At 57.5% G+C, this 22413-nt stretch carries 17 protein-coding genes and 1 tRNA gene; 1 reads left to right on the top strand and 17 read right to left on the bottom strand.

What is annotated here, in order from left to right; translation table 11 throughout:
- Positions 1 to 56: 56 nt before the first annotated feature.
- The 10 genes from putP to BSR28_RS07170 form a co-directional block, all read right to left on the bottom strand.
- Positions 57 to 1559: a sodium/proline symporter PutP gene (gene putP / locus BSR28_RS07215; protein ID WP_073713799.1), complete on the bottom strand. Its 1503-nt coding sequence runs from the start codon at positions 1557 to 1559 to the stop codon at positions 57 to 59.
- Positions 1560 to 1568: 9 nt separating this feature from the next.
- Positions 1569 to 2861 carry a thymidine phosphorylase gene (locus BSR28_RS07210; protein ID WP_073713916.1) on the bottom strand — a complete coding sequence of 431 codons (1293 nt, stop codon included), beginning with the start codon at positions 2859 to 2861 and terminating at the stop codon, positions 1569 to 1571.
- Positions 2862 to 2958: 97 nt separating this feature from the next.
- Positions 2959 to 3369: a cytidine deaminase gene (locus BSR28_RS07205; RefSeq protein WP_073709762.1), complete on the bottom strand. Its 411-nt coding sequence runs from the start codon at positions 3367 to 3369 to the stop codon at positions 2959 to 2961.
- Positions 3370 to 3488: 119 nt separating this feature from the next.
- Positions 3489 to 4769 (bottom strand): ABC transporter permease, encoded by a 1281-nt coding sequence (locus BSR28_RS07200; RefSeq protein ID WP_073713798.1) that lies wholly within the window; start codon positions 4767 to 4769, stop codon positions 3489 to 3491.
- Complete coding sequence (locus tag BSR28_RS07195) at positions 4766 to 6028, bottom strand: ABC transporter permease (RefSeq protein WP_073713797.1); 1263 nt, start codon at positions 6026 to 6028, stop codon at positions 4766 to 4768. Before BSR28_RS07195 ends, BSR28_RS07200 begins: the two co-directional genes overlap by 4 nt.
- A complete protein-coding gene (locus BSR28_RS07190) occupies positions 6028 to 7566 on the bottom strand; it encodes an ABC transporter ATP-binding protein (RefSeq protein ID WP_073713796.1) in 1539 nt (512 codons plus the stop codon). The genes BSR28_RS07195 and BSR28_RS07190 overlap by 1 nt, the downstream gene beginning before the upstream one ends.
- 147 nt (positions 7567 to 7713) lie before the next feature.
- A complete protein-coding gene (locus BSR28_RS07185) occupies positions 7714 to 8841 on the bottom strand; it encodes a BMP family lipoprotein (RefSeq protein WP_073709811.1) in 1128 nt (375 codons plus the stop codon).
- Between the two features lie 64 nt (positions 8842 to 8905).
- Positions 8906 to 9544 (bottom strand): 50S ribosomal protein L25/general stress protein Ctc, encoded by a 639-nt coding sequence (locus BSR28_RS07180; RefSeq protein WP_073709758.1) that lies wholly within the window; start codon positions 9542 to 9544, stop codon positions 8906 to 8908.
- Positions 9545 to 9682: 138 nt separating this feature from the next.
- The gene (locus BSR28_RS07175; RefSeq protein ID WP_073709757.1) at positions 9683 to 10663 is read right to left on the bottom strand and encodes a ribose-phosphate diphosphokinase; all 981 of its coding nucleotides are present in this window, start codon (positions 10661 to 10663) and stop codon (positions 9683 to 9685) included.
- A 75-nt stretch (positions 10664 to 10738) separates the two neighbouring features.
- Positions 10739 to 10810 (bottom strand) — tRNA-Gln (locus tag BSR28_RS07170).
- A 223-nt stretch (positions 10811 to 11033) separates the two neighbouring features.
- Here BSR28_RS07170 and BSR28_RS07165 point away from each other — a divergent pair.
- On the top strand, positions 11034 to 13127 hold the full coding sequence (locus BSR28_RS07165) for a glucose PTS transporter subunit IIA (RefSeq protein ID WP_073713795.1): 2094 nt from the start codon (positions 11034 to 11036) through the stop codon (positions 13125 to 13127).
- Between the two features lie 144 nt (positions 13128 to 13271).
- On the opposite strand, the gene BSR28_RS07160 is transcribed toward BSR28_RS07165, so the two are convergent.
- The 7 genes from BSR28_RS07160 to glyA form a co-directional block, all read right to left on the bottom strand.
- Complete coding sequence (locus BSR28_RS07160) at positions 13272 to 14072, bottom strand: exodeoxyribonuclease III (protein ID WP_073713794.1); 801 nt, start codon at positions 14070 to 14072, stop codon at positions 13272 to 13274.
- 23 nt (positions 14073 to 14095) lie between these two features.
- Positions 14096 to 17101 carry an ATP-binding protein gene (locus BSR28_RS07155; protein ID WP_143237637.1) on the bottom strand — a complete coding sequence of 1002 codons (3006 nt, stop codon included), beginning with the start codon at positions 17099 to 17101 and terminating at the stop codon, positions 14096 to 14098.
- A complete protein-coding gene (locus BSR28_RS07150; protein ID WP_073713792.1) occupies positions 17088 to 18914 on the bottom strand; it encodes an HSP90 family protein in 1827 nt (608 codons plus the stop codon). Before BSR28_RS07150 ends, BSR28_RS07155 begins: the two co-directional genes overlap by 14 nt.
- A gap of 11 nt (positions 18915 to 18925) precedes the next feature.
- Entirely contained in the window at positions 18926 to 19516 is a 591-nt protein-coding gene (locus BSR28_RS07145) for a hypothetical protein (RefSeq protein WP_143237635.1), read from the bottom strand.
- Entirely contained in the window at positions 19513 to 20004 is a 492-nt protein-coding gene (locus BSR28_RS07140; protein ID WP_073713790.1) for a hypothetical protein, read from the bottom strand. Before BSR28_RS07140 ends, BSR28_RS07145 begins: the two co-directional genes overlap by 4 nt.
- Before the next feature lie 75 nt (positions 20005 to 20079).
- Positions 20080 to 20985 (bottom strand): bifunctional methylenetetrahydrofolate dehydrogenase/methenyltetrahydrofolate cyclohydrolase, encoded by a 906-nt coding sequence (locus tag BSR28_RS07135; RefSeq protein WP_073709750.1) that lies wholly within the window; start codon positions 20983 to 20985, stop codon positions 20080 to 20082.
- Positions 20985 to 22295, bottom strand: coding sequence for a serine hydroxymethyltransferase (gene glyA, locus BSR28_RS07130; RefSeq protein WP_073713789.1), 1311 nt, complete (start codon positions 22293 to 22295; stop codon positions 20985 to 20987). Before glyA ends, BSR28_RS07135 begins: the two co-directional genes overlap by 1 nt.
- Positions 22296 to 22413 lie beyond the last annotated feature (118 nt).

The raw sequence follows: 22413 nt of genomic DNA, 5'->3' as shown, positions 1-22413 counted from the left end.
GAACTCCTAAATGGTCGTTTAAGTCGTTAACGGGGCTTATTTTACCCCGCTCCTGCTTAACTGTCCGAGGGGGCGAGGGACGCGAACCTACGGGCCGCCTGATTTCCCGCCTCAAACTTTGCCTCCACCTGCGGATTCGGGCGGTAGGTGAGGTGCGAAATAATCATGGTGACCAGCAGGTTCACTACGAATCCGGGCAGGATTTCGTACAGGTCAAAGATGCCGCCGGTTAGCTGTTTCCAGATGACCACGGTGGCCGCGCCGGAAATCATGCCCCAGATTGCCCCTGCGGGAGTCAGGCGCTTCCAGTAGAGGGAAAGAATGATGATCGGGCCGAAGGAGGCACCGAAACCGGCCCAGGCGAAACCGACTAGGTCCAGAATCGTGTTGTTCGGGTTTAGCGCCAGGAGGGCCGCCACCACTGCGACGATTAGGACGGCTGCACGTCCCAGAATCACGCCATTATTCCCGCTAAACTCCTTTTTGCGAATCCCCCGGTAGATATCCTCAACCAAGGCTGATGAGGTCACCAGCAGCTGGGATGAAATCGTGGACATGATCGCGGCTAGGATAGCTGCCAGCATGAAGCCCGCGATGATCGGGTGGAACAGTAGCTGGCCGAGGGCGATGAAAACGGTTTCCGGGTTATCTAGCGGGTGTCCCTTGGCGCTGTACATGGCGATTCCGACTAGTGCGGTACCGCCAGCGCCGAAGACGCCTAGCAGCATCCAAGTGATACCGATACGGCGGCCGCTGATGGCTTCTTGGGGGTTGCGTAGCGCCATGAAGCGGACCAGAATGTGCGGCTGGCCGAAGTATCCAAAACCCCATGCCAGAGCTGAGACCATTCCCAAGGTGGGTGCGGCTAGGCCTAGGCTTAGCAGGTCGGGGCTGACCTGGTTTACGGCAGATACTAGATTGCTAACGCCACCTAGTTCGTAAATGCCCACTAGCGGGACCATAACGAGGGCGGTGACCATCATCAGGCCCTGGACTAGGTCAGTCCAAGAAACCGCTAGGAAACCACCGATCAGGGTGTAGAGCACGGTAATCGCGGTGACCAGCACTAGGCCTAGTCGGTAATCCATTCCGAAGGAGGATTGGAAGAAGACGGCGCCAGAGACGATGCCGGAGGAAACGTAGAAGGTGAAGAACAGCAGGATGATCAAGCCGGCGGTAATCCGGATGATGTTCCGTTGGTCTTGAACTCGGTTGGAGAGGAAGGATGGAATCGTAATCGAGTTATCCATTACTTCAGACTGGGCTCGAAGTCGAGGAGCGACATACTTCCAGTTAAGCCAGGCGCCGATGGTCAGACCAACTGCGATCCACATGTTGATTAGACCGGCACTGTAGATGGCCCCTGGGAGGCCCATAAGTAGCCAGCCAGACATATCAGAGGCACCGGCAGAGAGGGCCGCCACGAAGGGGCCTAGACCACGGCCACCTAGCATGAAGTCATCTAGGTTGGTGGTACGAAGGTAGGCGAAGAAACCGATCAGTACCATGACTGAAAGGTAGATGACCATGGTCATCGCTTGGTAGGAAGTTGCGCTCATCGGTTTCCTTTACTCTTGAGCAATACGATCCAAGATGAGTGACTGCGGTAGTTCAGGCACGTCGTGGCCGATCGTCCAGGCACCTTCTAGGGTGTCTAGGGCGCGGTCAAATCGGCTGTCTGAATCTGCGTGCAGGGTGGCTATCGGTTGGCCCTTGCGGACGGCTTCGCCCGGCTTGGCGTGAATCTCGACGCCTGCGACTGCAGAAACGGGGTCTTCTTTGCGAGCTCTTCCAGCTCCTAGACGCCATGCTGCCACACCAACCTGTAGTGCGTCAAGACACATTACGTAACCATCATCCTCAGCAAGGAGCTGATGTTGGCACGGAGCAACCGGCAAAGGTGCATCCACATCCCCACCTTGAGCGCTAATCATGGCTCGCCACTGGTCCATGGCGCGCCCGTCTTTCAGGGCCGCGGCCACATCCTCGTCAGGTTTGCCAGCGCAGGCCAGCATCTCCTGTGCCAGTGCAACCGTAAGTTCCACAATGTCTTCCGGTCCCCCGCCGGCTAGGACGTCAAGGGATTCTTGGACCTCTAGGGCGTTACCAACGGTGCGGCCTAGGGGCTGGTCCATCCGGGTTAGTAGCGCCACGGTATTTACGCCAGCGTCGGATCCAAGGTCAACCATGGTCCGAGCCAGCTCTGCGGCTTGCTCCTGCGTCTTCATGAACGCCCCGGAGCCGACCTTGACGTCAAGGACTAGCGAGGCGGTACCCTCGGCGATCTTCTTTGACATAATCGAGGAGGCAATCAACGGGATGCAATCGACCGTGCCGGTAATGTCCCGTAGGGCGTAAAGCTTCTTATCCGCCGGGGCTAGGTCGGCACCCGCCGCACACACAACGGCGCCCGGGCCACTGTCGAGCATCTGGAAGATCTCTTCATTGCTAAGGTTAGCGCGCCATCCCGGAATGGATTCTAGCTTGTCTAGAGTGCCACCAGTGTGCCCCAGTCCCCGACCAGAAAGCTGTGGGACGGCCACTCCGAAGACGGAGACTAGTGGTGCTAGCGGCAGAGTGATCTTATCGCCTACGCCCCCGGTGGAGTGCTTATCGACCGTGGTTTTTGAGAGCTTGGAGAAGTCTAGCCGCACGCCCGATTTGATCATGGCGTTCGTCCACTGCTGTAGTTCCGGACGGTTGAGCCCATTGAGGAAGATGGCCATGGCCAAGGCAGACATTTGTTCGTCCGCCACTACGCCGCGGGTGTAGGCATCGATGACCCAGGCAATCTGTTCTGGGTCTAGTTCCTGCTGATCGCGCTTGGCGCGAATAATATCAACTACGTCGAATGGTTCAATCTTTGGGGTCATCGTGAAACTCCTTCGTCCTCGATCGGTCATAGGGATCGGCAACAGGCTCAAAACGACGAGCCTAAAATCCAATAAAGTAGTTATTCTACGCTTCTAGATAGTCAGGCCCAAATGCTTCTGGAAGCACCTCTTTGAGGGAACACACGCCAGAGGGCATTGCCATCATTAGTTGGGCTCCGCCGTGTTCCCAAAGGAGCTGACGACAGCGTCCGCAGGGCACCAGGAGCTTGCCTTCTTTATCGACACAGGCGAAAGCTACCAGGCGACCACCACCGGTAAGGAGTAGTTGCGAGACGAGGCCGCATTCGGCGCAGAGGGTCATCCCGAAGGAGGCGTTTTCAACATTACATCCTTTAACGATGCGGCCATCGTCGGTGAGGGCGGCTGCACCCACGGGATAGTTTGAGTAGGGCGCGTAGGCATGCTGCAGGGCCTCTTGTGCCTCTGCTTGAAGCATTTCAAAGACTTGGTTATCGAGTTCTTGGTTGGCTTTCATAGACTTCCTTTCAGACTCAATTTGGGTTCTTAGAGAGTGAGCGCCCGGCCGGGTTGGTACCCGACCGGGCGTCAGTTATTGACTTAGTTATTTGTTTCGACGGTCTCCCGTAGTTGGGATTAGGCCGGGTAGGGCTTGCCTTCAGCGGCAGGCGCACGAACTGAACCGACGAAGCCGGCCACCGCCAGGATGGTGACCACGTAGGGCAGCATCAGCATGTATTCAGCAGGCAGCGGGGAACCAACGGACTGCATTACGGAGGCTAGGTTGGTAGCGAAGCCGAATAGTAGTGCCGCGGCTAGGGCCCCCTTCGGGTTCCAGCGACCAATGATCATAGCGGCTAGGGCGATGAAGCCGTTGCCAGCGGTCATTTCCTTTGAGAAGGCTAGGTTCTGTCCTAGGGTGAAGAAAGCGCCACCCAAACCGGCTAGAGCGGATGCGGCGATCACGTTGATCCAGCGTAGTCGGTTGACCTTCACGCCAACGGTATCAGCGGCCTTGGGGTGCTCACCGCAGGCGCGGGTACGTAGGCCCCAACGAGTGCGGAAGAGGGCGAACTGGAGTCCGATCACGGCCACGTACACCAGGTAAACCAGAATGGACTGGTTGAACATGATGGGGCCAATGATGGGAATGTCCTTCAGGATCGGAATTCCGATGGGCTTTAGCGGGACCGCGCGATTGTATTCGGCGGAATGCGTGAGCACGGTTGAGTACAGGAATGAGGTTAGGCCCAGTACCAGCATGTTAAGCACAACGCCGACGACGATGTGGTCAGCCCGGAAGTGCACGGTGAAGAGTGCCAGTAGGACACCGACCAGCGCGCCACCGACTAGGGAGCCGATTAGGCCCACGTACGGGGACGAGGTGGCCGAGGCTACGACTGCACCCATGAAGGCACCGAACAGAAGCTGGCCTTCAATGGCAATGTTGATAACGCCGGAGCGTTCACAAACCACACCAGAGAGCGCACCGAAGATGAGCGGTACTGCTAGGGTTAGGCCACCGATCAGCAGGGATACGGTGGGCATTACGGAAGAGGGCTTGTCGGCCACAGTCCAAACTAGGAAGCCAAAGACGAAGGCGAAGCCAGAGACTCCCAGCATCCAAGCCGGCGGGCTCTTCCGGGCATTAGCCTGGATCCAGGCCCAAACGGCTAGTGCGATCGTCAGTACCGTCAGGACCCAAAGGGTGATGCTGGCGGGTAGGGAAACGTTCGGGATTGAGAACCAGGAGGTAGCGCCCTCGAAAGAGAAGATCGAGTTGCCCTTAGCGCCAATGGCCATGGCCACTAGGAGGGCCGCGAAAACCGAGATCACGATCGGGTTGCGGACCGGCATGGGGAGCTTAATTTGCTCCTCCACGGGGGCTTTCTTAAGTGCAGTTTCGTTGCGGCTCATTTGGTGCCCTCCTGTCCAGTCATGCCACTAGTTGCCGGGGTTGCCTCCTGTGGCTCTGGTGGAGCTTTGGTACTGGCATCCTGGGTTTTGGCGGTAGCCTTTAGTTCGCGCTTCATGCGGAAGTATTTACGTCCCTCAGAGGCGGCGATCAGTAGCACGATGACGGCCTGGGTGATGGTGACGATATCGATCGGAATATCGGCGGCAGCCTGCATGGTTGAACCACCGGCGTTAAGTGCACCGAAAAGCAGGGCTGCTAGCACTACGCCCAGCGGGCTAGAACGTCCTAGCAGGGCGACGGTGATGCCATCAAAGCCGTAGGTGCCCTGGCTGGAGCCGGTGAGGAAGTGTTCGGTACCCAATACCGGGGCGGTGGCAGCTAGGCCGCCTAGGGCACCGGAAATCACCATGGTCAGGACGGTGACCTTGCGGGTGTTCATACCGGCAGTAGCCGCGGCGTCAGGGTTTGCACCGACGGCGCGAAGTTCGAAGCCGAAGGTGGAACGCGAGAGTAGCCACCACACTAGGTAGGCGGCCACTAGGGCCACTAGGAATCCTAGGTTCAAGCGGAAGCCAGTTCCTAGGAGGTGCGGGTACCAGGCGTTTTCGTTAATATTCGCGGACTTCGAAGGCAGGCCTTTGCCGATCAAAATGGGTAGCTGCAGCATCCGCGAGACCAGAAGGAGCGCGATGGTGTTCAGCATGATCGTGACGATCACTTCGTTAGCCCCTAGTCGGGCCTTAAGAATACCGGGGATCGCACCCCATAGCGCACCACCAAGCAGGGCGGCCAGCATGGCAACCAAGACGGCTAGACCAACCGGTAGGTGTAGGTTGACGCCTACGATGGTCGCGAAGATGCCACCTAGGATGATCTGTCCCTGGACACCAATGTTGAAGAGGCCAGCTTGGAAAGCGACCGTGACTGCTAGACCCGAAAGGATTAGCGGGGTGGCGAAGACTAGGGATTCAGTGAGCGGGTAAAGCATCCGCGCAAAGGAGGTTGCTTCCCAGTCGAAGAAGGCGCCTCGGACCAGTGCAATGAAGAAGCTGGAGAAGGCATCCCAAGCGGCGCTAAAGAAATCAGAGGGGCGTGCGAATAGGTAGCCCATGGTTTCTTCGACGCGCTTGTCGAAGAAGACAACTAGTAGCGCACAGATCAGTAGCGACCAGACGATGGCCTGGAAAATGGTGAAGGCGTCGGTGCGGAAGAGTCGCTTGAAGAAGCTCTGCTCGGCGGCCGGTTTTTGGTTTGCCATCAGTTTTCTTTCCCTTCTGCTGCAGAGTTTCCAATCTCTTCTAGCGGTACGCCCGCCATCATCAGGCCGAGCGTATCACGGGGAGTATCAGCAGGAACAATACCCATGACGCGACCGTGGTACATGACCACGATCCGGTCGGCTAGAGCCACGACCTCGTCCAGCTCGGTAGAAACTACTAGGACTGGGATACCGGAATCACGTTCGGCAATGATTCGTGAGTGCACGAACTCGATGGAGCCGACGTCCAGACCACGGGTGGGTTGTGAAACGACCAGGAGCTTGAGCTTCTTGGACATTTCACGGGCCAGGATCGCCTTCTGCGCGTTACCACCGGAAAGGGTTGAAATCGGGTCATGTACTGAGGTGACGCGAACGTCGAACTCGTCACGCAGATCTTCGGCGTTCTTGTTGATCACGGACTTGGAGAGCGCGATGCCCTTAGCGAAGGGGGCCTCATCGTACTGGTCCAGAATCATGTTTTCCGCAATGCTGAAGGTGGCAATCATGCCGTCACGGGAACGGTCTTCAGGGACAAATCCCAATCCGGAACGTAGACGTTCCTTGGGCTTTTGATTGGAGATGTCTTTTCCGTCTAGCAGCATTTGTCCGGCGGCTAGCGTGCGGGCACCCAAGATAGCCTCGGTTAGTTCGGTCTGACCGTTGCCTTGCACGCCGGCAATACAGACCACTTCCCCACCCTTGACATCGAAGCTGACCTGGTCAACTAGGATGTGTCCGGTGTCGGTAGCGACCGTAACGTCCTTGATTTCAAATAGGGACTCAGAGTACTGGGGGTCTTGCTTGTGGACGTTGAGGTCCACGGGACGGCCCACCATGGCGGAAGCTAGCTGGGTTTCCGAGGCGGAGGGGTGTTCTTTACCTACGACCTTGCCGCGGCGAATAACGGTGATTTCGTCGGCGATTGCCTTAACTTCACGCAGCTTGTGGGTAATCAGAATGATTGAGGTTCCCTGGCGGCGTAGCTGACGCATGATTTCGATGAGTTCATCGGTTTCCTGCGGCGTCAGCACGGCGGTAGGTTCGTCCAGAATCAGGACGGAGGCGTCGCGTGAGAGTGCCTTGATGATTTCTACGCGCTGCTGGGCGCCCACGGGAAGGTCTTTAATCAGGGCGTCCGGGTCTAGGTCGAAGCCGAATCGGGCTGAGAGGTCCTTGACGATCTTGCGTGCCTTAGGAAGATCGAGGACGCCACCGGCCTTAGTGGGTTCGTATCCGAGGGCGACCGATTCGGCGACCGTGAATACGGGAACTAGCATGAAGTGCTGGTGCACCATGCCAATACCGGCAGCAACGGCGTCGCCCGGGCCCTTGAAGGAGACCGGCTGGTCGTCGATAAGGATTTGGCCCCCGTCGGGCTGATAGAGCCCGTAGAGGACGTTCATAAGAGTTGATTTACCGGCACCGTTTTCCCCTAGTAGGGCGTGGATGGTTCCCGGTTCTACGACTACATCAATGTGGTCGTTGGCTACGAGTGGTCCGAAGACCTTGGTGATTCCACGTAACTCAAGCTTCACAGTGGCTCCTGACCCTAAGTCACAGATATAAAAACAGACGTGGCCTAAGCATAATGCCTAAGCCACGTCTGTGCTGAACTTAACGTTGATCAGTTTGGCGCTTTCTGCGGATAATCCGCAGAGTTAAGCCATTTTGACCAGTTTAGATCACTTGGGTGAGTTCGGGGATTCAACCTTTAGCTGACCGGAAGCGATCTGCTCGCGAAGAGCGTCGATCTGCTTCTTTAGGTCATCCGGAATCTTGCCATCGAACTCGTGGAACGGAGCGATGTCTACGCCCTTGTTCGCAATGGTGCCGATGTAAGGATCAGAGGTGAACTTCTTGCCATCAACCTGTTCCTTGATGGTGTCGAAGACGGCTTCACCGATCTGCTTCATGACGGAGGTCATGATGATGTCCTTGGAGTCAGGGTTGGTTAGCACACCGTCGGAGTCAACCCACACGACGGAGACGTCCTTGCCCTGACCGTTAGCTTCCTTGACGGCAGCTAGGGTACCAGCGCCAACCGGGCCAGCCACGGGCATGATCACGTCAGCGCCCTGGTTGATTAGGTTGGTGGTGGTTGCTTTACCCTTGTTCTGGTCAGAGAAGTCACCGGTGGCCTGGCCATCCTGCTTGGCCTTGTCCCAGCCTAGAACCTCAACATTGGTGCCCTTGTCCTGGTTGTACTTGGCCACACCATCAGCGAAACCATCAGCGAAGATGGCGGTGGTGGGTAGCTTCATACCTAGGTAGGTGCCGACCTTGCCGGTCTTGGTGGTGCCAGCAGCAGCGTAACCAGCTAGGAAGCCAGCTTCAGCGGTGTTGAACACTAGAGACTTTAGGTTCGGTAGGGCGGGTAGCGGTTCGAAGGTCTTCGGATCGGTGGGGATCGCGTCGATCAAACCGTAGTTGATGTCCGGGTGAGCCTTAGCAGCGTTGTAGGTAGCTTCTGCCAACATGAAGCCAACACCGAAGATGATGTTGCACTTTTCAGCGGCTAGCTTGTCTAGGTTCGGTGCGAAGTTTGCGGCATTTGAAGACTCAGCGGTCTTGATCTTGATGCCTAGTTCCTTTTCGGCTCGCTTTAGGCCCTCATAACCGGACTGGTTAAAGGACTTATCATCGAACCCGCCTTCATCAGAGACCATGCATGCTACGAAATCAGATTTCGGCGTGCCTTCAGCCGTGGACTTGCCAGCGTCTGCAGACTTATCTTCCGGGGCAGCGCCACAGGCACCCAGGGTCAAAGCTAGAGCAGAGGCAGCCGCGACTACGCTAAGAGCTTTCTTCAATTTTTTCTCCTTCAATGAGATGAACGGGCCGACGGCCGGTTCAGGATTGCAAACGCGAGGAGGCTCAGGCTTCTTCGCCAGCTTCAGCTTCTTCAGCTTCAGCGGCTTCTTCACCTTCGGCTTCTTCGCCTTCAGCTTCTTCGCCTTCTTCCGGCAGTTCTAGCTGCGGGATGGAGACGGTTAGAAGTACGGTTTCCGGATCGATGGAGGTTTCCACGTCAGCCGGTAGGGTGATGTCTTCTAGACGGATAACCGAACCATCTTCAAGTCCTTCAACGGAGATTTCGATGGATTCGGGGATTTCCATAACGGGAGCGGAAACCGCTAGAGTCATGGATTCAACGGAAACCATGGTGCCCTGTGCAGGTTCACCGGTGGTTACGATGGCGACGTCAACGTCAACCTTTTCGGAGCGGTTAATGCCTAGTAGGTCCACGTGCTGTAGAACGCGGGTCACGGGGTGACGCTGTACGTCCTTAACAAGTGCTAGCTGCTTATCGCCATCTAGTTCCACAGAGATAACTGCGTTGTCGGAGCCCTTTAGGATCATGAACATTTCGTGTGCGTCTAGGGTGACGTGCACGGGGGCGTCTAGGTGAGATGAGTAGATAACTGCGGGAACCTTGCCGGCCTGACGGGCGCGACGGGCAAAACCCTTACCAAAATCTTTACGTGCTTCTGCAGCGATGCGAGTTACTGCCATTTGTTTTTACCTCCGGGTACTTTTCATATCAAGTAGCCCCGGACGTCACAACAAAGGACACGGCCCAGTCGATAACGGAGTATCCCATTGGGGATCTCCCTCGCCGAGGCAACTGCTAAATACTAGCAGAAAACGCGTTTATGCGACACCGTCAAACAAAGAAGTGACCGATCCGTCATCGAAGACTTCACGAATCGCCTTTGCCAACAGTGGGGCGATGGAGAGGACGGTCAGTTTGTCGAACTTCTTATCCTCTGTTAAAGGCAGGGTATCAGTAATGATGACCTCACGGGCACCGCAAGTGGAAAGTCGTTCCTTAGCGGGGCCGGAAAGGACGCCATGAGTAGCGGCCACGAGGACGTCTTTGGCGCCTGAAGCCAGTAGTACCTTGACGGCCTCGGCAATGGTGCCGCCGGTATCGATTAGGTCATCGGTAATGACGCAGGTACGGCCTTCGACGTCACCGACCACGCGGTTAGCAACAGCTACGTTCGGGCGCGTGGTGTCGCGAGTCTTGTGAACGAAAGCTAGGGGGCAACCGCCCAGCTTCGCGGCCCACTTTTCGGCCACGCGAATACGGCCGGCGTCAGGTGAGACCACGCAAACTTCGTTCAGGTCAACGCGAGTCTTAACGTAGTCAACTAGGACATCCATGGCCCAGAGGTGGTCAACGGGACCATCGAAGTAGCCCTGTTCCTGAGCGGCGTGTAGATCCACGCTCATTAGGCGGTCGGCACCCGCGGTCTTGTATAGGTCAGCTACTAGGCGGGCCGAGATAGGTTCACGACCTAGGTGCTTCTTATCCTGGCGCGAGTAGGGGTAGAAGGGTGAAACTACGGTGATGCGCTTTGCGGATGCGCGCTTAAGGGCATCGACCATGATTAGTTGTTCCATCAGCCATTCATTGATGGGGCTGGTATGGGACTGCAAGACGAAGACGTCACACCCACGGACGGATTCATTGAAGCGAACATAGATCTCACCGTTCGCGAAGTTGTAGGCGGTGGTGGGAAGTAGTTCGATGCCCAGGTTACGGGCTACATCCTCGGCTAACTTGGGGTGCGCACGCCCCGAAACTAGAACCAGGTGTTTTTCTCCGGTGGTAAAAATGCCGGTCATGCGATCGGGACTCCTTAGCGAGGCGGACGGATAGTTTAGAGTTTAGTCCCAAGCGTGGAACAAATCCCACGCTAGCTCCGCCCCCAGGATTCGAACCCGGACTACAAGGCACCAAAGGCCTGCGTGCTACCATTACACAAGGGCGGAAAGTCCGTTGGATATTTTGCCATCTCAGGGACGAGGACGCAAAATCTGGGACCTATAACCGTCACCTTCCTCCATTTTCTCCAGCGAAACTGTTACCTATCTCTATTCCGGCCTTTATCAGCCTATTTGGGCTAGTCATAGCTACTCGTTTGCACTTAATGTGGAGGGTAATAAATGTTAATTAAAGGCTTTTGGCCTGCTATTCACCAAAGGAGGGCTTAGCATGACCACGCTTCAGTCGGAAATTCTACGCCTGGTCGGTGGCGTAGAAAATGTCAAGTTCCTGACACACTGCGCGACTCGACTCCGTTTTACTCTAAATGACACTTCTAAAGCCGATGTTGATGCTCTAGACGCCCTAGACGGCGTTCTAGGTGTTGTTCCCCAAGGAAACACCGGCGTTCAGGTAGTTATCGGTGGCGGCGTAGCGGCCGTCTACGATGACATCATGCACGAACCGGGCATGGCCGGACGCGGTGACGCTGACGGCGACGATGATGATTCGGACGGCACCTCAGATGCAGACGTCAAAGCCGCCATCCGCGCCAAAGCCAAAGGTAAAAACGCTTGGGTGGATGCGTTTTTCGAATACCTTTCCGATTCCTTCCGCCCGCTGCTAGGTGTCCTCTTGGGCGCTTCCATGTTTATTACTATCGCAGCGGTCCTAGACGCCTTTGGGGTCTACAACTTCCGCGATCCCAATAAGGGTGCCTCCTGGGTGTTCCTAGATGCCATGTGGCGTTCGGTCTTCTACTTCCTGCCCATCATGGTGGCTTACAATGCCGCTAAGAAACTCCGCCTCGACCCCTGGGTGGGAGCGGCAGTCATGGCCGCAGTAATGACCCCGGACTTCATCGCCTTGGGCTCACGCGCAACGACCACCTGTGTCATGAATGAAGCCCTTCAGCAGAAGCAGTGCACCGCACACATCTTCCAGCTGCCCATGCAGCTAAATGATTACGGCGGCCAGGTCTTCGTCCCGTTGATTATGGTGGCGATCCTAGCGATCTTCTACCGCCTGTTCCAGAAGCTGATTCCCTCTTCGGTACACATGGTCTTCGTCCCCTTCTTGTCAATGCTGGTCATGATCCCCATGACTGCATACCTGATTGGCCCCATGGGTATCTGGTTGGGTAACGGCATCGGTTTGGGTCTGGCTTGGTTGAACTCCAATGCCCCCATCGTGTTCGCGATCATCATCCCCTTGCTCTACCCCTTCCTAGTGCCGCTAGGTCTACACTGGCCGCTGAACGCGCTAATGCTGCTAAATATCCAGACCCTTGGATACGACTTCATTCAGGGCCCCATGGGTGCTTGGAACTTCGCTTGCTTCGGCGCCACCGCGGGTGTCCTTTACATCTCTATGCGTGAGAAGGACACCGCCATGCGTCAGGTTTCCTTCGGTGCGTTGGCCGCGGGCCTCCTAGGTGGTATTTCGGAGCCTTCCCTCTACGGTATCCACCTGCGTTACAAGCGGATCTACCCGAGGATGCTGGTCGGCTGCTTCGCCGGCGGTTTGATCGTAGGCCTAGGCGGCGGCATCAAGGCCAGCGCCTTCGTCTTCACCTCCATCTTCACCTTCCCGGTCTTCAGCCCCACCTACCTGTACTTGATTGCCATTGCGGTAGCCTTCTTCACCTCCATGTTCCTAGTAATCATCTCTGATTACCGGACCCCGGAACAGCGTGAGGAAGCCGCCGCTAAGCGCGCCAAGGCAGAAGCTAAGCAGGCTGCCAAGCACGGTCAGGCTGTAGCTGCCCCGGTTACCGGCGCTGCTACCTCGTCTGCCACCGCCACCGCCACTAAGACCGCTCCGGTAAAGACCGCGCTGCTACCTGATGCAGTGACCTTCCTAGACGCTCCTCTTCAGGGTCGCGCGCTAGAACTGAGCGAAATCCCCGACCCGGTATTCGCCGGCGGCAAGATGGGTAAGGGCGTCGGGGTAGATCCGACCGGTAACGAGGTCGTAGCCCCCGCCGACGGTAAGATCCTGATCATCCCCGATTCCGGTCACGCCGTGGGCATGCGCTGCGATAACGGCCTAGAAATCCTAGTCCACGTGGGTATTGATACGGTTGCCATGAATGGTGACGGTTTTGAGGTCCTAGCAGCTAAGGGCGACCAGGTGTTTGCGGGCCAGCCGCTGATTCGTTTCGATCGTTCCAAGATTGAAGCTGCCGGCTACTCCCCCATCACCGCCGTCCTAATCACGAACTCGAAGAAGTTCGCCGAGGTTGATGGCCCGATGGCTGATGCCGCCGCGCTTGGCGCCCCGCTAATCCGCGTAACTGCCAAGCCTGCAAAGACGGAAGGCTAAAGCCCAAAACTAGCCACTAGGCAGGTTAATCCACCTAGCAGGCAGACTTAAGGGGCCGGGAACTTGTACAGTTCCCGGCCCCCCAAGTTTATTTGCTTAGCGTTTAGCGTTTAACGCTGGCCCTTTGCTTAGGTAGCGTCCGCCTCAGAGTTCGTAATCAACGAATACCGGAGCATGATCTGACCAGCGAGCATCATAAGATTCAGCGCGGTCAACCATGAACTCCTGCGCCAGCTCGGCCAGTTCGGGAGTGGCCAACTGGTAGTCAATCCGCCAGCCCGCGTCATTATCGAAAGCCTTACCCCGCTGGGACCACCAAGTGTAGGGTCCCTGGGTTTCGGGGCCGACTAGCTGACGCTGGACATCAACCCAGCCAGCCTCCAGCCACGCGTCCACGTGCGCGATCTCTTCATCTAGTACGCCCGCGGTCTTATTGTGGTTACCCTTCCAGTTCTTAATATCCAGTTCGGTGTGAACAATGTTGAAGTCACCGCAAACTAGCGCCCAGGGTTGTTTACGTAGCTGGGCAAGGCGGGCATCAACCCAGTCTAGGTGCTGGTACTTGGCATCCATCTTTGGGGTGTCTACCTGGCCGGAGTGCAGGTAAGCACTGACCAAGGTGAGGGTCTGGCCGGCGACCTCAAAATCCGCCTCGAGCCAGCGTCCCGTGTGGGAGCCAGTTTCCTCTTCGTGTCCCATTCCGTTGCGGACTTCTAGGGCCTGGGTGCGCGCTAGGATCGCGACGCCTGCACGGCCTTTTAGCTCGCTTTCGGCGGCATAAACATGCCACCCTTCGGGGATCAGGTCGTTAAGGATCTGGTCATTCGCGCGCACTTCTTGTAGCAGGACGAAGTCGGCGCCGGACTGCTCCAGCCACTCCCCCATGCCCTTACGGAAGGCAGCGCGAATCCCATTGACGTTACAGGTAATAATTCGTGTGCTCATACCTGTTAGTCTAACGGATTGAACTACCAGCTCTGACTTGAACCAAAATCTTCCAAGAGTTGCGCTAGGGTTTCCGCCTGCTGCTTGGCTCGCTGGAAGCGTCCCTCCCAGCGGGGGTCAATCAGGTTGCTGTAGTTGCCCAACTGTTCTTGGCCGGATGCTAGTGCCTGCGCGGCGGCCTCGACGTTAAAGAGGTCCTCCAGGAAGACCTTCCCGGCCCGTAAATAGGCCTCCGCTGAAACTACCGGCATTCCCAGTTCCCCGAAAACTTTTCCGGCCGCGACAAAGCCGGGGGCGGCCTCGTCCGGATTGCGGGTAAAGAGGTTCACGAAGGCCGCATCGTCCGTAATGTCTGCCAAGTGGAAGCGGAAGATTTGGGCTTCGTGCGGGTCGCACTTAGGTAGCCAATCGAGGAGTTCCTCGCGGGCTTCTGTGAGCAGGGTCAGCGCGCGACTACGGTGTTCCTCGGCCTGCCCGGGGGTGGCGATATGGGCCAAAACCATTGCTAGATGTCGGCGCGCGTTGGAGATTTCCAGCAGTTCAGCCGCCGAGGTCGGGGCAGGCATCCCTGCCGCCCGCTCTAGGTAAAGCTCATAGGCGGCAATAGCGTTTAGAGGTTCTTCTGCCAGTTGGAACTGCTCTGCGGCACTAGCTAGGGTATCTTGCGCGACCTCGTGATCACCCAGTTCCCAAATCAGTGTCGCCGCTTCCTGCCCCACTTTCGCGGCCAGTTTGGACTCATCGAGGTCAGCGAGGATCTCTTGGTAGCGTTTGATCAGTACCGCGTAAAGTCGCGTGTGCTTGTCCTCAGTCAGATACCCAAGAGATTCTTCTAGGATTTCGGCGGCTTCTAGATAGCGACTCTGGTCCACCAGGGCGCTTAGCAGGCCATTGTTCTTTGAGACAATCATCAAGGGCTCATTGAGCTTAAGGGCCAGCTGATAGGCTTCCCGGAAGTTCTTGATGGCCGGCCGGTATTCACCCAGTTGGATATAGGCGTAGCCCATGAAGTAGTGAATCCAGGTGTAAGCCACCAGGGAATCCTTGGTGGTTCGCCCGCGCGCTTGCGTAAGGATCTCCAGGGCGGCCTTCGGGTCCTGTTCTACCAGCAGGTAGGCTTGGCGGATATCCCAACGCTGCTGCCAATCAACATGCTCCTTGACCAATTCTTCGATCTCCGCGCGCATCTCCCCTAGGATCGGATCGTGTTCTAGGCGCCAGGCGGCCTGGTAGATCGCTAGGGCGGTCAAGAATCGTTGCCCGCTTTGGTCTTGGTCGCGCAACTGCTCGTAGGCGCCCACCATTGCGCCCAGCATTTCGAAGGCGAACTGTTTCTTGTACGGGTTTTCCGGAAGTACGAAGGGTCGGTCTTCATCCTGGAGGACTTCCAGGTGAGTAGCTAGATATTCCAAGTCGGTCAGGTCGGTGACTTCCTCTGGTTCGGGTAGGCGCTGCCGCAGGGTCCACAGGGCCATCTCTGAAAGTCCAGGCAGCAGACTGGGTTGGCCTAGCTTTTCCACGACCATCAGTTCCGCATTGGTCATGGCGGCTAGTTTTGCCTCATCGAAGTCGTCTTCCCCGTTTCGGGCCTTGTTTAACAGTTCCCGACGGAATTGGTTTTGGTAGCGACTGCGGGTGCTTTCCATGTCGGGTTGGCGGCGCATTTCCAGCCAGGTCAGGCATTCGCGATCGTAGCTGACGACGGTGGGCGCGTCCTCGAGGTCGTCCAATGAGAGTTGCTGGGGCAGAACCGGCGGCTCCTGTAGTTCCATTTGGGCGGGCGGGAAGTCCGGTTGGGTTTCTTCCGGCTGCGGTAGTGGTAGCTTCGCGGTTTTTAGCAGTTCCAGTTCTTCCGGGCTTAGTCGCGCCTGGGTTTCGGGTTCCAGGAGCGCGGTGGCGCCCTCTACCTGGGGCGCATTGGGGTACGAGGCCGCTTCGATGACTCGCTGCACCTGCTGGCTGATCGCCTGGTTACCGTTTCGCCGGTCGAACTTCATAGCCATATGAATCGCATAATCACCTAGCAGGTCGCGTGCTTCGCCTAGGGTCTGATCGGGCTCTAAACCCGGCCAGCTAACGGTTTCCTGTTCGGCAATGCGAATCCCTAGGAGCTCATTTTCGGCCTGTTCTTCGGGGAGTTTGCTGAGCACTAGGTGCGCGGCAGCAGCCCAGTTCATGGCACCCCAGGGGTTGGTGGAGCGGGCTAGGAGTGGCGCTTGCTCAAGGAAGCATTTCAGGCCCCGTTCAACGGCCCCTAGGCGCGCCAAGTAGATCAGGTGGTAGGACCCCTCCCCCAGGTTTTCTAGGCGGTTTCGTTGCTGACGCCAAGCGGAAAGATGGCATTCCCAAGCGGTCGCGAAGCGTTGCGTTCGCCCTAGGGCATCAAGGATGATCGCCTGGGTAGCGGCGGGCTGTTCGGCGCAGGCTTCGGGCGAGCCCATGGTTTTAAAGCCCAGCTTGAGCGCGGCATCGTATTGTTCTTCGCGGACCAGGTGCGAAACTTCCAGCATGGGGTCGCAGCCGGGGCAGTTCGAGTTGGCGTCCACAGGCTCGGTTTTCCAGCCCTGGTAGGCACGTTCAGCTCCCTCGTTATCACCTAAGAAGCGGCAAACATCGTAGTAGACCGAGTAGAAGGATTGCAGGCTGGCCCCATTTTTGAGGTAGTAGTCGCGCATTTCTTGAGCGATTTCTTCAATCTGTTCGCGGCCCACCTCGGGGTGTGCGGGTAGCTCCCCCAGGGCAAACTTGTAGGCCCAGCACATCATTTCGATGGTTTCGTGATCGAAGTCTTCCGGGTGGGCTTTTTCGTGTTCTAGCAGCCAGACGAAGGGCGGGATGCAGTTCATGGAGTGGCCTTCGTTGGCGTAGCACAGGCACAGTTCGATGCGGGCACGAACCTGCAGGGAGCCGATTTCAGCTTCGTCAGCCCAGTTCACTGCTTGTGCGACCAAAGCTAGGCGGGCTTCACCGAAGGGGTAATGGCGAGCCAGGTAGAGCTGTTCAAGGATCTCATCTTCAGAGTGCATCATTTTCCCCTTCTGTGTCGTTTGGTGGCCAGTCGCTCCCCGAAGCATCCTCAGGTAGCGTCATGGCCAGTAGGTGCCGGTAGGTTTCTGAGGCCCACGTGCGGTCTTGCGCATTCATAGGGTGATGCCCAGAAAGCAGGCACTGTACCCAGAGGGCTTTGAGCAGAATTTCGGCCCGGTTTAGGTCTTCGAGGGCGCACAGGCGCGTCACGATACTGTGGTTTCGGTTTAGCACGAACCGCTGATTGTGGTTTTCCGAGGGCGCGTTTAAGGCCCCCAGGGCCTGCGCCCAGGCTCCCTGCGCGGCTTGGCGTCCGCGTCGGTCTACGACCTGGGCGGCATAGTTCGCATCGGGTAGGAATAGGCAGGGTACGGTGGCCGGTTCAAAGCGGCGGATGACGACCTGTAGTTCGCGGTCGTTTAGTAGTTCTTGCGCTAGGAAGATAAGGTCGGTTGCTTGGGCTTCTTCACTGGCGGTGACCGGCTCCATTCGGCCCAGTAGTTTGACCGGGTCCAGTAGGCTCAGATCCGCGCCGGTATCTTGAATCCAGGCGGTGATGATCGCTTCCTCGTAGGCGTATCCCCCGTTGATGAGGCAGATGTTTTGGGCGCGGGCTACCTCGTTAAGGGAACGGTATTCTTCGACGGTGCGGGTGTAGCAGACGGTCTCTTGGGTGGCCATCGCTTCAGTCAGGGTCAGCATGCCCTCAGAGGTTTCGAGGGGCAGATTGTTGACTACGAGTTCACGCATGCTCGCATCCTCGGCGGCCACCGCTTTTAAGGCGATTGCGTGCTCCTTAAGGAAGGTCGCGAACTTTTGGGGCGCGAACTGTCCCAGTTTCTTAAGCCAGTCACGTACCTGTTCACCGATCTGGGTGCGGACGGTTTCTAGTAGTTCGTCTTCAAAAAGGCCTTCCCGGGAGGCCAGGGGCCGTAGGTATTGGGCGTCAGCAATCACGCGGACGAAAGGAGCCCAGGTGGGCAGTAAGTTGCGTTGTTCTTCGTTTACCAGCATGCCGCGCAGGTAGATTTGGTGCGCTTGTGCGTTGGGGCTGACACGACTCTCCGGTACGTAGGCTAGTCCTTCTAGTCCTGCGGCGGGGACACTAATTTCGAAGGTATCCAGCGGGGAGTACCCAAAGTTTTCTCGACACCAGTTTTCCCGACGGACCTGTCCCTCATGCCAGGGGAAGGGCTGTTGACTGACCATTTCCTGGTGTTCTGGGCCCACCACGGTGATTGGCACGGCTAAATATTTCGCGTAGTGTTTGACCAGTTGGATGACCTGGGCAAAGTCGAACCAGTGTCCGCCGGGGCGAGATTCTAGTTCCACGGTGGTGCCGGCTTCTGCGCGAGCTTCCGTCGCAGTGGAGATCTGGAAGGTGCCGTCGGCGTTTCCTTGCCAGAGGATGGTCTGTGCTTGTGGGTCCCGGGCTGAACGAGAAGTGACCTTGATTTGGTCGCTGACTAGGAAGCAGGCCAGTAGGCCGATTCCGAACTGGCCTAGGAAGTCGGAGCGCCCCAGCCCTAGTTCGTCACGTTTGGAGGAGGCCCCGATGGTGGCCAGCAGTGACTGGGCTTCCGTTTCGGTTAGGCCAATGCCGTTATCGCTGATACTCAGGGAGTTTCCCCGAGCCTGGATGATGATTTCGGGGGCGGGTGCCTCACTGCGGGCTTCTTCCCCTAGGTTTTGGCGGGCGGTGATCGCGTCGAGGGCGTTTTGGATCAGTTCGCGGATGAAGACCCGGGGCCCTGAGTACAGGTTATGGGAGAGTAGTTCGACTACTCCCTGAAGGTCGACCTGAAAATTGGGCATGGGTTTCTCGCTTAGTTTTCGGTGTTGGCGGCGGGGTGGAGGGCAAGGGTGAGCGCTTGGTGGGCCTGGGCTAGGTTTTTGAGGCTGGCTTTTAGCTGGACTCGCAGTTGTTTATCGGTCAGGCCCCCAAAACCGTAAAGGTAGGTTTCTAGGAGCAGTTCTTGTTGCTGTACCTTAACGAACTTGAACTGGCTATTTAGGCGGTTAACGAGGTCGTTGTGCGCGTCCTCGTTTAGGTTCGCGGCCTCTAGGGCGGAGCTCCAGCGGGGGTCACTTAGCCGCAGGTAGGCAATCGGCTGTTCTGGTAGTAGGCCCACTTCGATTTCGGGACCGCCCACCAGCTGGGTTACGCCGCCCTCGGTGGGGTATTCGAAAATAATTTGATCCTCAGCTTTGAACCAGGGAATCTGGCGTTTGGGGGTGGGTTGGGGTCGGCTGCTGACCACGGTGAGGAGTTCATAGCCAAGGTTTTGCCCCAGTTTGAACCCCAGAGCTTGGAGTTGCTTGCGGATTCGACGAATTGTTAGCTCCGTGGGGATGCTAGCGCTCCCCTCTGGGCTTTGTGCGTTACGGCTCTTGAACAGGTTCCAAAATCCCATCATGCTTCCTGCCCTTCGAATAGAAAAGCCTCTGCGGCTTGTGCCAGACGCAAGACTTGAGTCATGGCAAAGGCAAAGAACTCGTCTAGTTGTTCTTCGTTAAAGCTGGCATCCACCTGAGCTAGTCGCCCGCGCAGCAGCAGCTGTCCGCTCTCTGGCCCGTCGTTGGGGGGTTCGTCCGCGGCTTGCGGGAGCCAGTGCAGGGTCGGTCCCACATTGTCAGCGTTCCAGTCGGCCACGAATGCTTGTAGTTCTTGCTGCCGGGAGGCCGGAATTGGAGCGGCCAGCTCGGTTTCCAGGACTAGGTTCGGATGCAGGGTCTTGCCGGTTTCAGGATCCTGTGGTTCTTGGTCCAGAATCCAGGTCAGGCGTTGGTTCGCTAACTCCAGTAGGAAGCGAGCTTGCGAGCCGTCTTTTAGCTCGACCGGTAGTCCTTCTGATTCCAGATAGCGTTGAAACTGCACGGCTGTGAGTTTGTGTGGCTGGTCCATAAGCTCCCCCATCTTGATCCGTGCTTGGGCACTTTAAATTCTGGTTTTAGTAACTTCCAATGTATCAGTTTGTGCTTAGCGATTCGATAGGTTTCGTTCAGCAGTTTCGACGACGTTTACTAGTAGCAGGGCACGGGTCATGGGTCCGACGCCACCCGGGTTGGGTGAAAGGTATCCGGCTACCTGGTCAACCCCGTCGGCCACGTCTCCGTGAAGGACGCCCTTGCCAGTTTCTGGGTCCACTACGCGGGAGACACCCACGTCTAGGACGGCTGCGCCGGGACGTACCATATCGGGGGTGATCAGCCCGGCTACCCCAGAGGCGGCCACTAGAATATCGGCCTGTCGGGAAAGTTCAGCCAAATCGCGGGTGCCGGTGTGGCAGGTGGTGACGGTCGCGTTGATTTCTTTACGTCCCGCTAGGAGGCCTAGGGAGCGTCCCACGGTTACGCCACGCCCGACCACTAGCAGGTGGGCACCGTTTAGCTCTACCCCACCGGCTTTGAGCAGTTCCAGGCAGGCCCGAGGCGTGCACGGGAGGGGCGATTCGATAGGCCCATTGGGACGCAGCACTAGACGCCCTAGGTTGGTGGGGTGGAGGCCGTCGGCGTCCTTATCCGGGTCGATAGCTTCGAGGATTTCGTTGGCGTCAATGTGCTTGGGTAGCGGTAGCTGCACGATGTAGCCCGTACAGCGAGGATCAGCATTGAGCTCTTCGACGACCGCTAGGATTTCTTCCCGGCTGGCGTCCGCGGGTAGTTCCTTTTGGATGGAAGCAATCCCAACTTCGGCACAGTCGCGGTGTTTTCCGGCTACGTAGGCGCGCGAACCGGGGTCCTCCCCCACTAGCAGCGTTCCGAGGCCGGGTTGTTGGCCTTGCTCGGTTAGTTTGGCAACGCGTGCTTTTAGGTCGGCTTTAATGGCGGCCGCGGTGGCTTTTCCGTCGAGGACGCGGGCGGGCCCTTCCCAAGGCGCGCGCATTACTGGGCGTCGCCTTCTACTAGGTTCCCAATCTGCGGGTACAGCGGGAAGGCGTCGGTGAGGGCGCGAACTCGTGCCTGTAGGGGCTGGAGTTCTTCATCGGTGGCCTGGGCGCCAAGTTTGAGGGTTTCGGCGATGATATCTGCGACCTCGGCGAACTCGGTCTTTCCGAATCCACGGGTAGCTAGGGCCGGGGTACCAATGCGCAAGCCGGAGGTAACGCGCGGCGGGCGCGGGTCGAAGGGGATGGCGTTACGGTTTACGGTAATGCCGACGCGGTGTAGTAGGTCTTCGCCTTCTTGGCCGTTTAGTTCAGAGTCCTGCAGGTCCACTAGGACTAGGTGTACCTGGGTACCGCCGGTGAGGACGCGGATCCCCTTTTCGCTTAGGTCGGCCTGGTTTAGGCGCTCGGCTAGTAGGGCCGCGCCTTCGAGGGTGCGTTCTTGACGATTCTTAAATTCGTCCGAGGCGGCGAACTTCAGGGCCACGGCTTTTGCGGCAATCACGTGCATGAGGGGACCGCCCTGCTGGCCGGGGAAGACTGCCGAGTCAAGTTTCTTACCGATTTCTGGGTCCCGGGAAAGCAGCATGCCCGAACGGGGGCCACCTAGGGTTTTGTGGATGGTGCTGGATACTACGTCAGCGTGTGGGACCGGTGAGGGGTAGAGGCCGGCGGCTACTAGACCCGCGAAGTGGGCCATATCGACCCAGAGGTAGGCGCCTACCTCGTCGGCGATCTCACGGAAGGCCGCGAAGTCTAGGTGACGGCTGTAGGCGGACCAGCCGGCGATGATCATTTTGGGTTGGTGCTCGTGCGCTAGGCGACGGACCTCATCCATGTCGATCAGGTAGGTTTCGGGGTTAACTCCGTAGGCGGCTACCTGGTAGTTTTTGCCTGAGAAGTTGAGTTTCATGCCGTGGGTTAGGTGCCCGCCATGGGCTAGGGAGAGACCGAGGATGGTATCTCCAGGCTGTAGGAGGGCGTGGTAGATGGCGGCATTGGCTTGAGCGCCAGAGTGCGGCTGGACGTTGGCCCACTGGGCACCGAATAATTCTTTGGCACGTTCAATGGCTAGGGATTCGGCTACGTCGACGTATTCGCAGCCGCCGTAGTAGCGGCGTCCGGGGTAGCCTTCAGCGTATTTGTTGGTCAGGACGGAACCCTGCGCGGTGAGGACGGCCGGGGGCACGAAGTTCTCACTGGCGATCATTTCTAGGGTTTCGCGCTGTCGTTTTAGTTCATTGTCTAGGACTTCTGCGATCTGGGGATCGAAGGTGGCTAGGTCTTGGTTCATTACGCTGTTTTCCATAGGGAAAGCATACCTGATGACTTTAGTCCCAAGCGCGCTGGGCGGCGCTTTTTGGGGACAAAATACTGGGGGCGTAAACGCCGTTGTTTACGCCCCCAGAGTTTGTGGTTTGGCTCTG

Origin of the sequence: Boudabousia liubingyangii (genome assembly GCF_001907245.1) — a bacterium.
Lineage (GTDB): Bacteria > Actinomycetota > Actinomycetes > Actinomycetales > Actinomycetaceae > Boudabousia > Boudabousia liubingyangii.
This window is presented reverse-complemented; position numbering and strand designations above follow the sequence as displayed.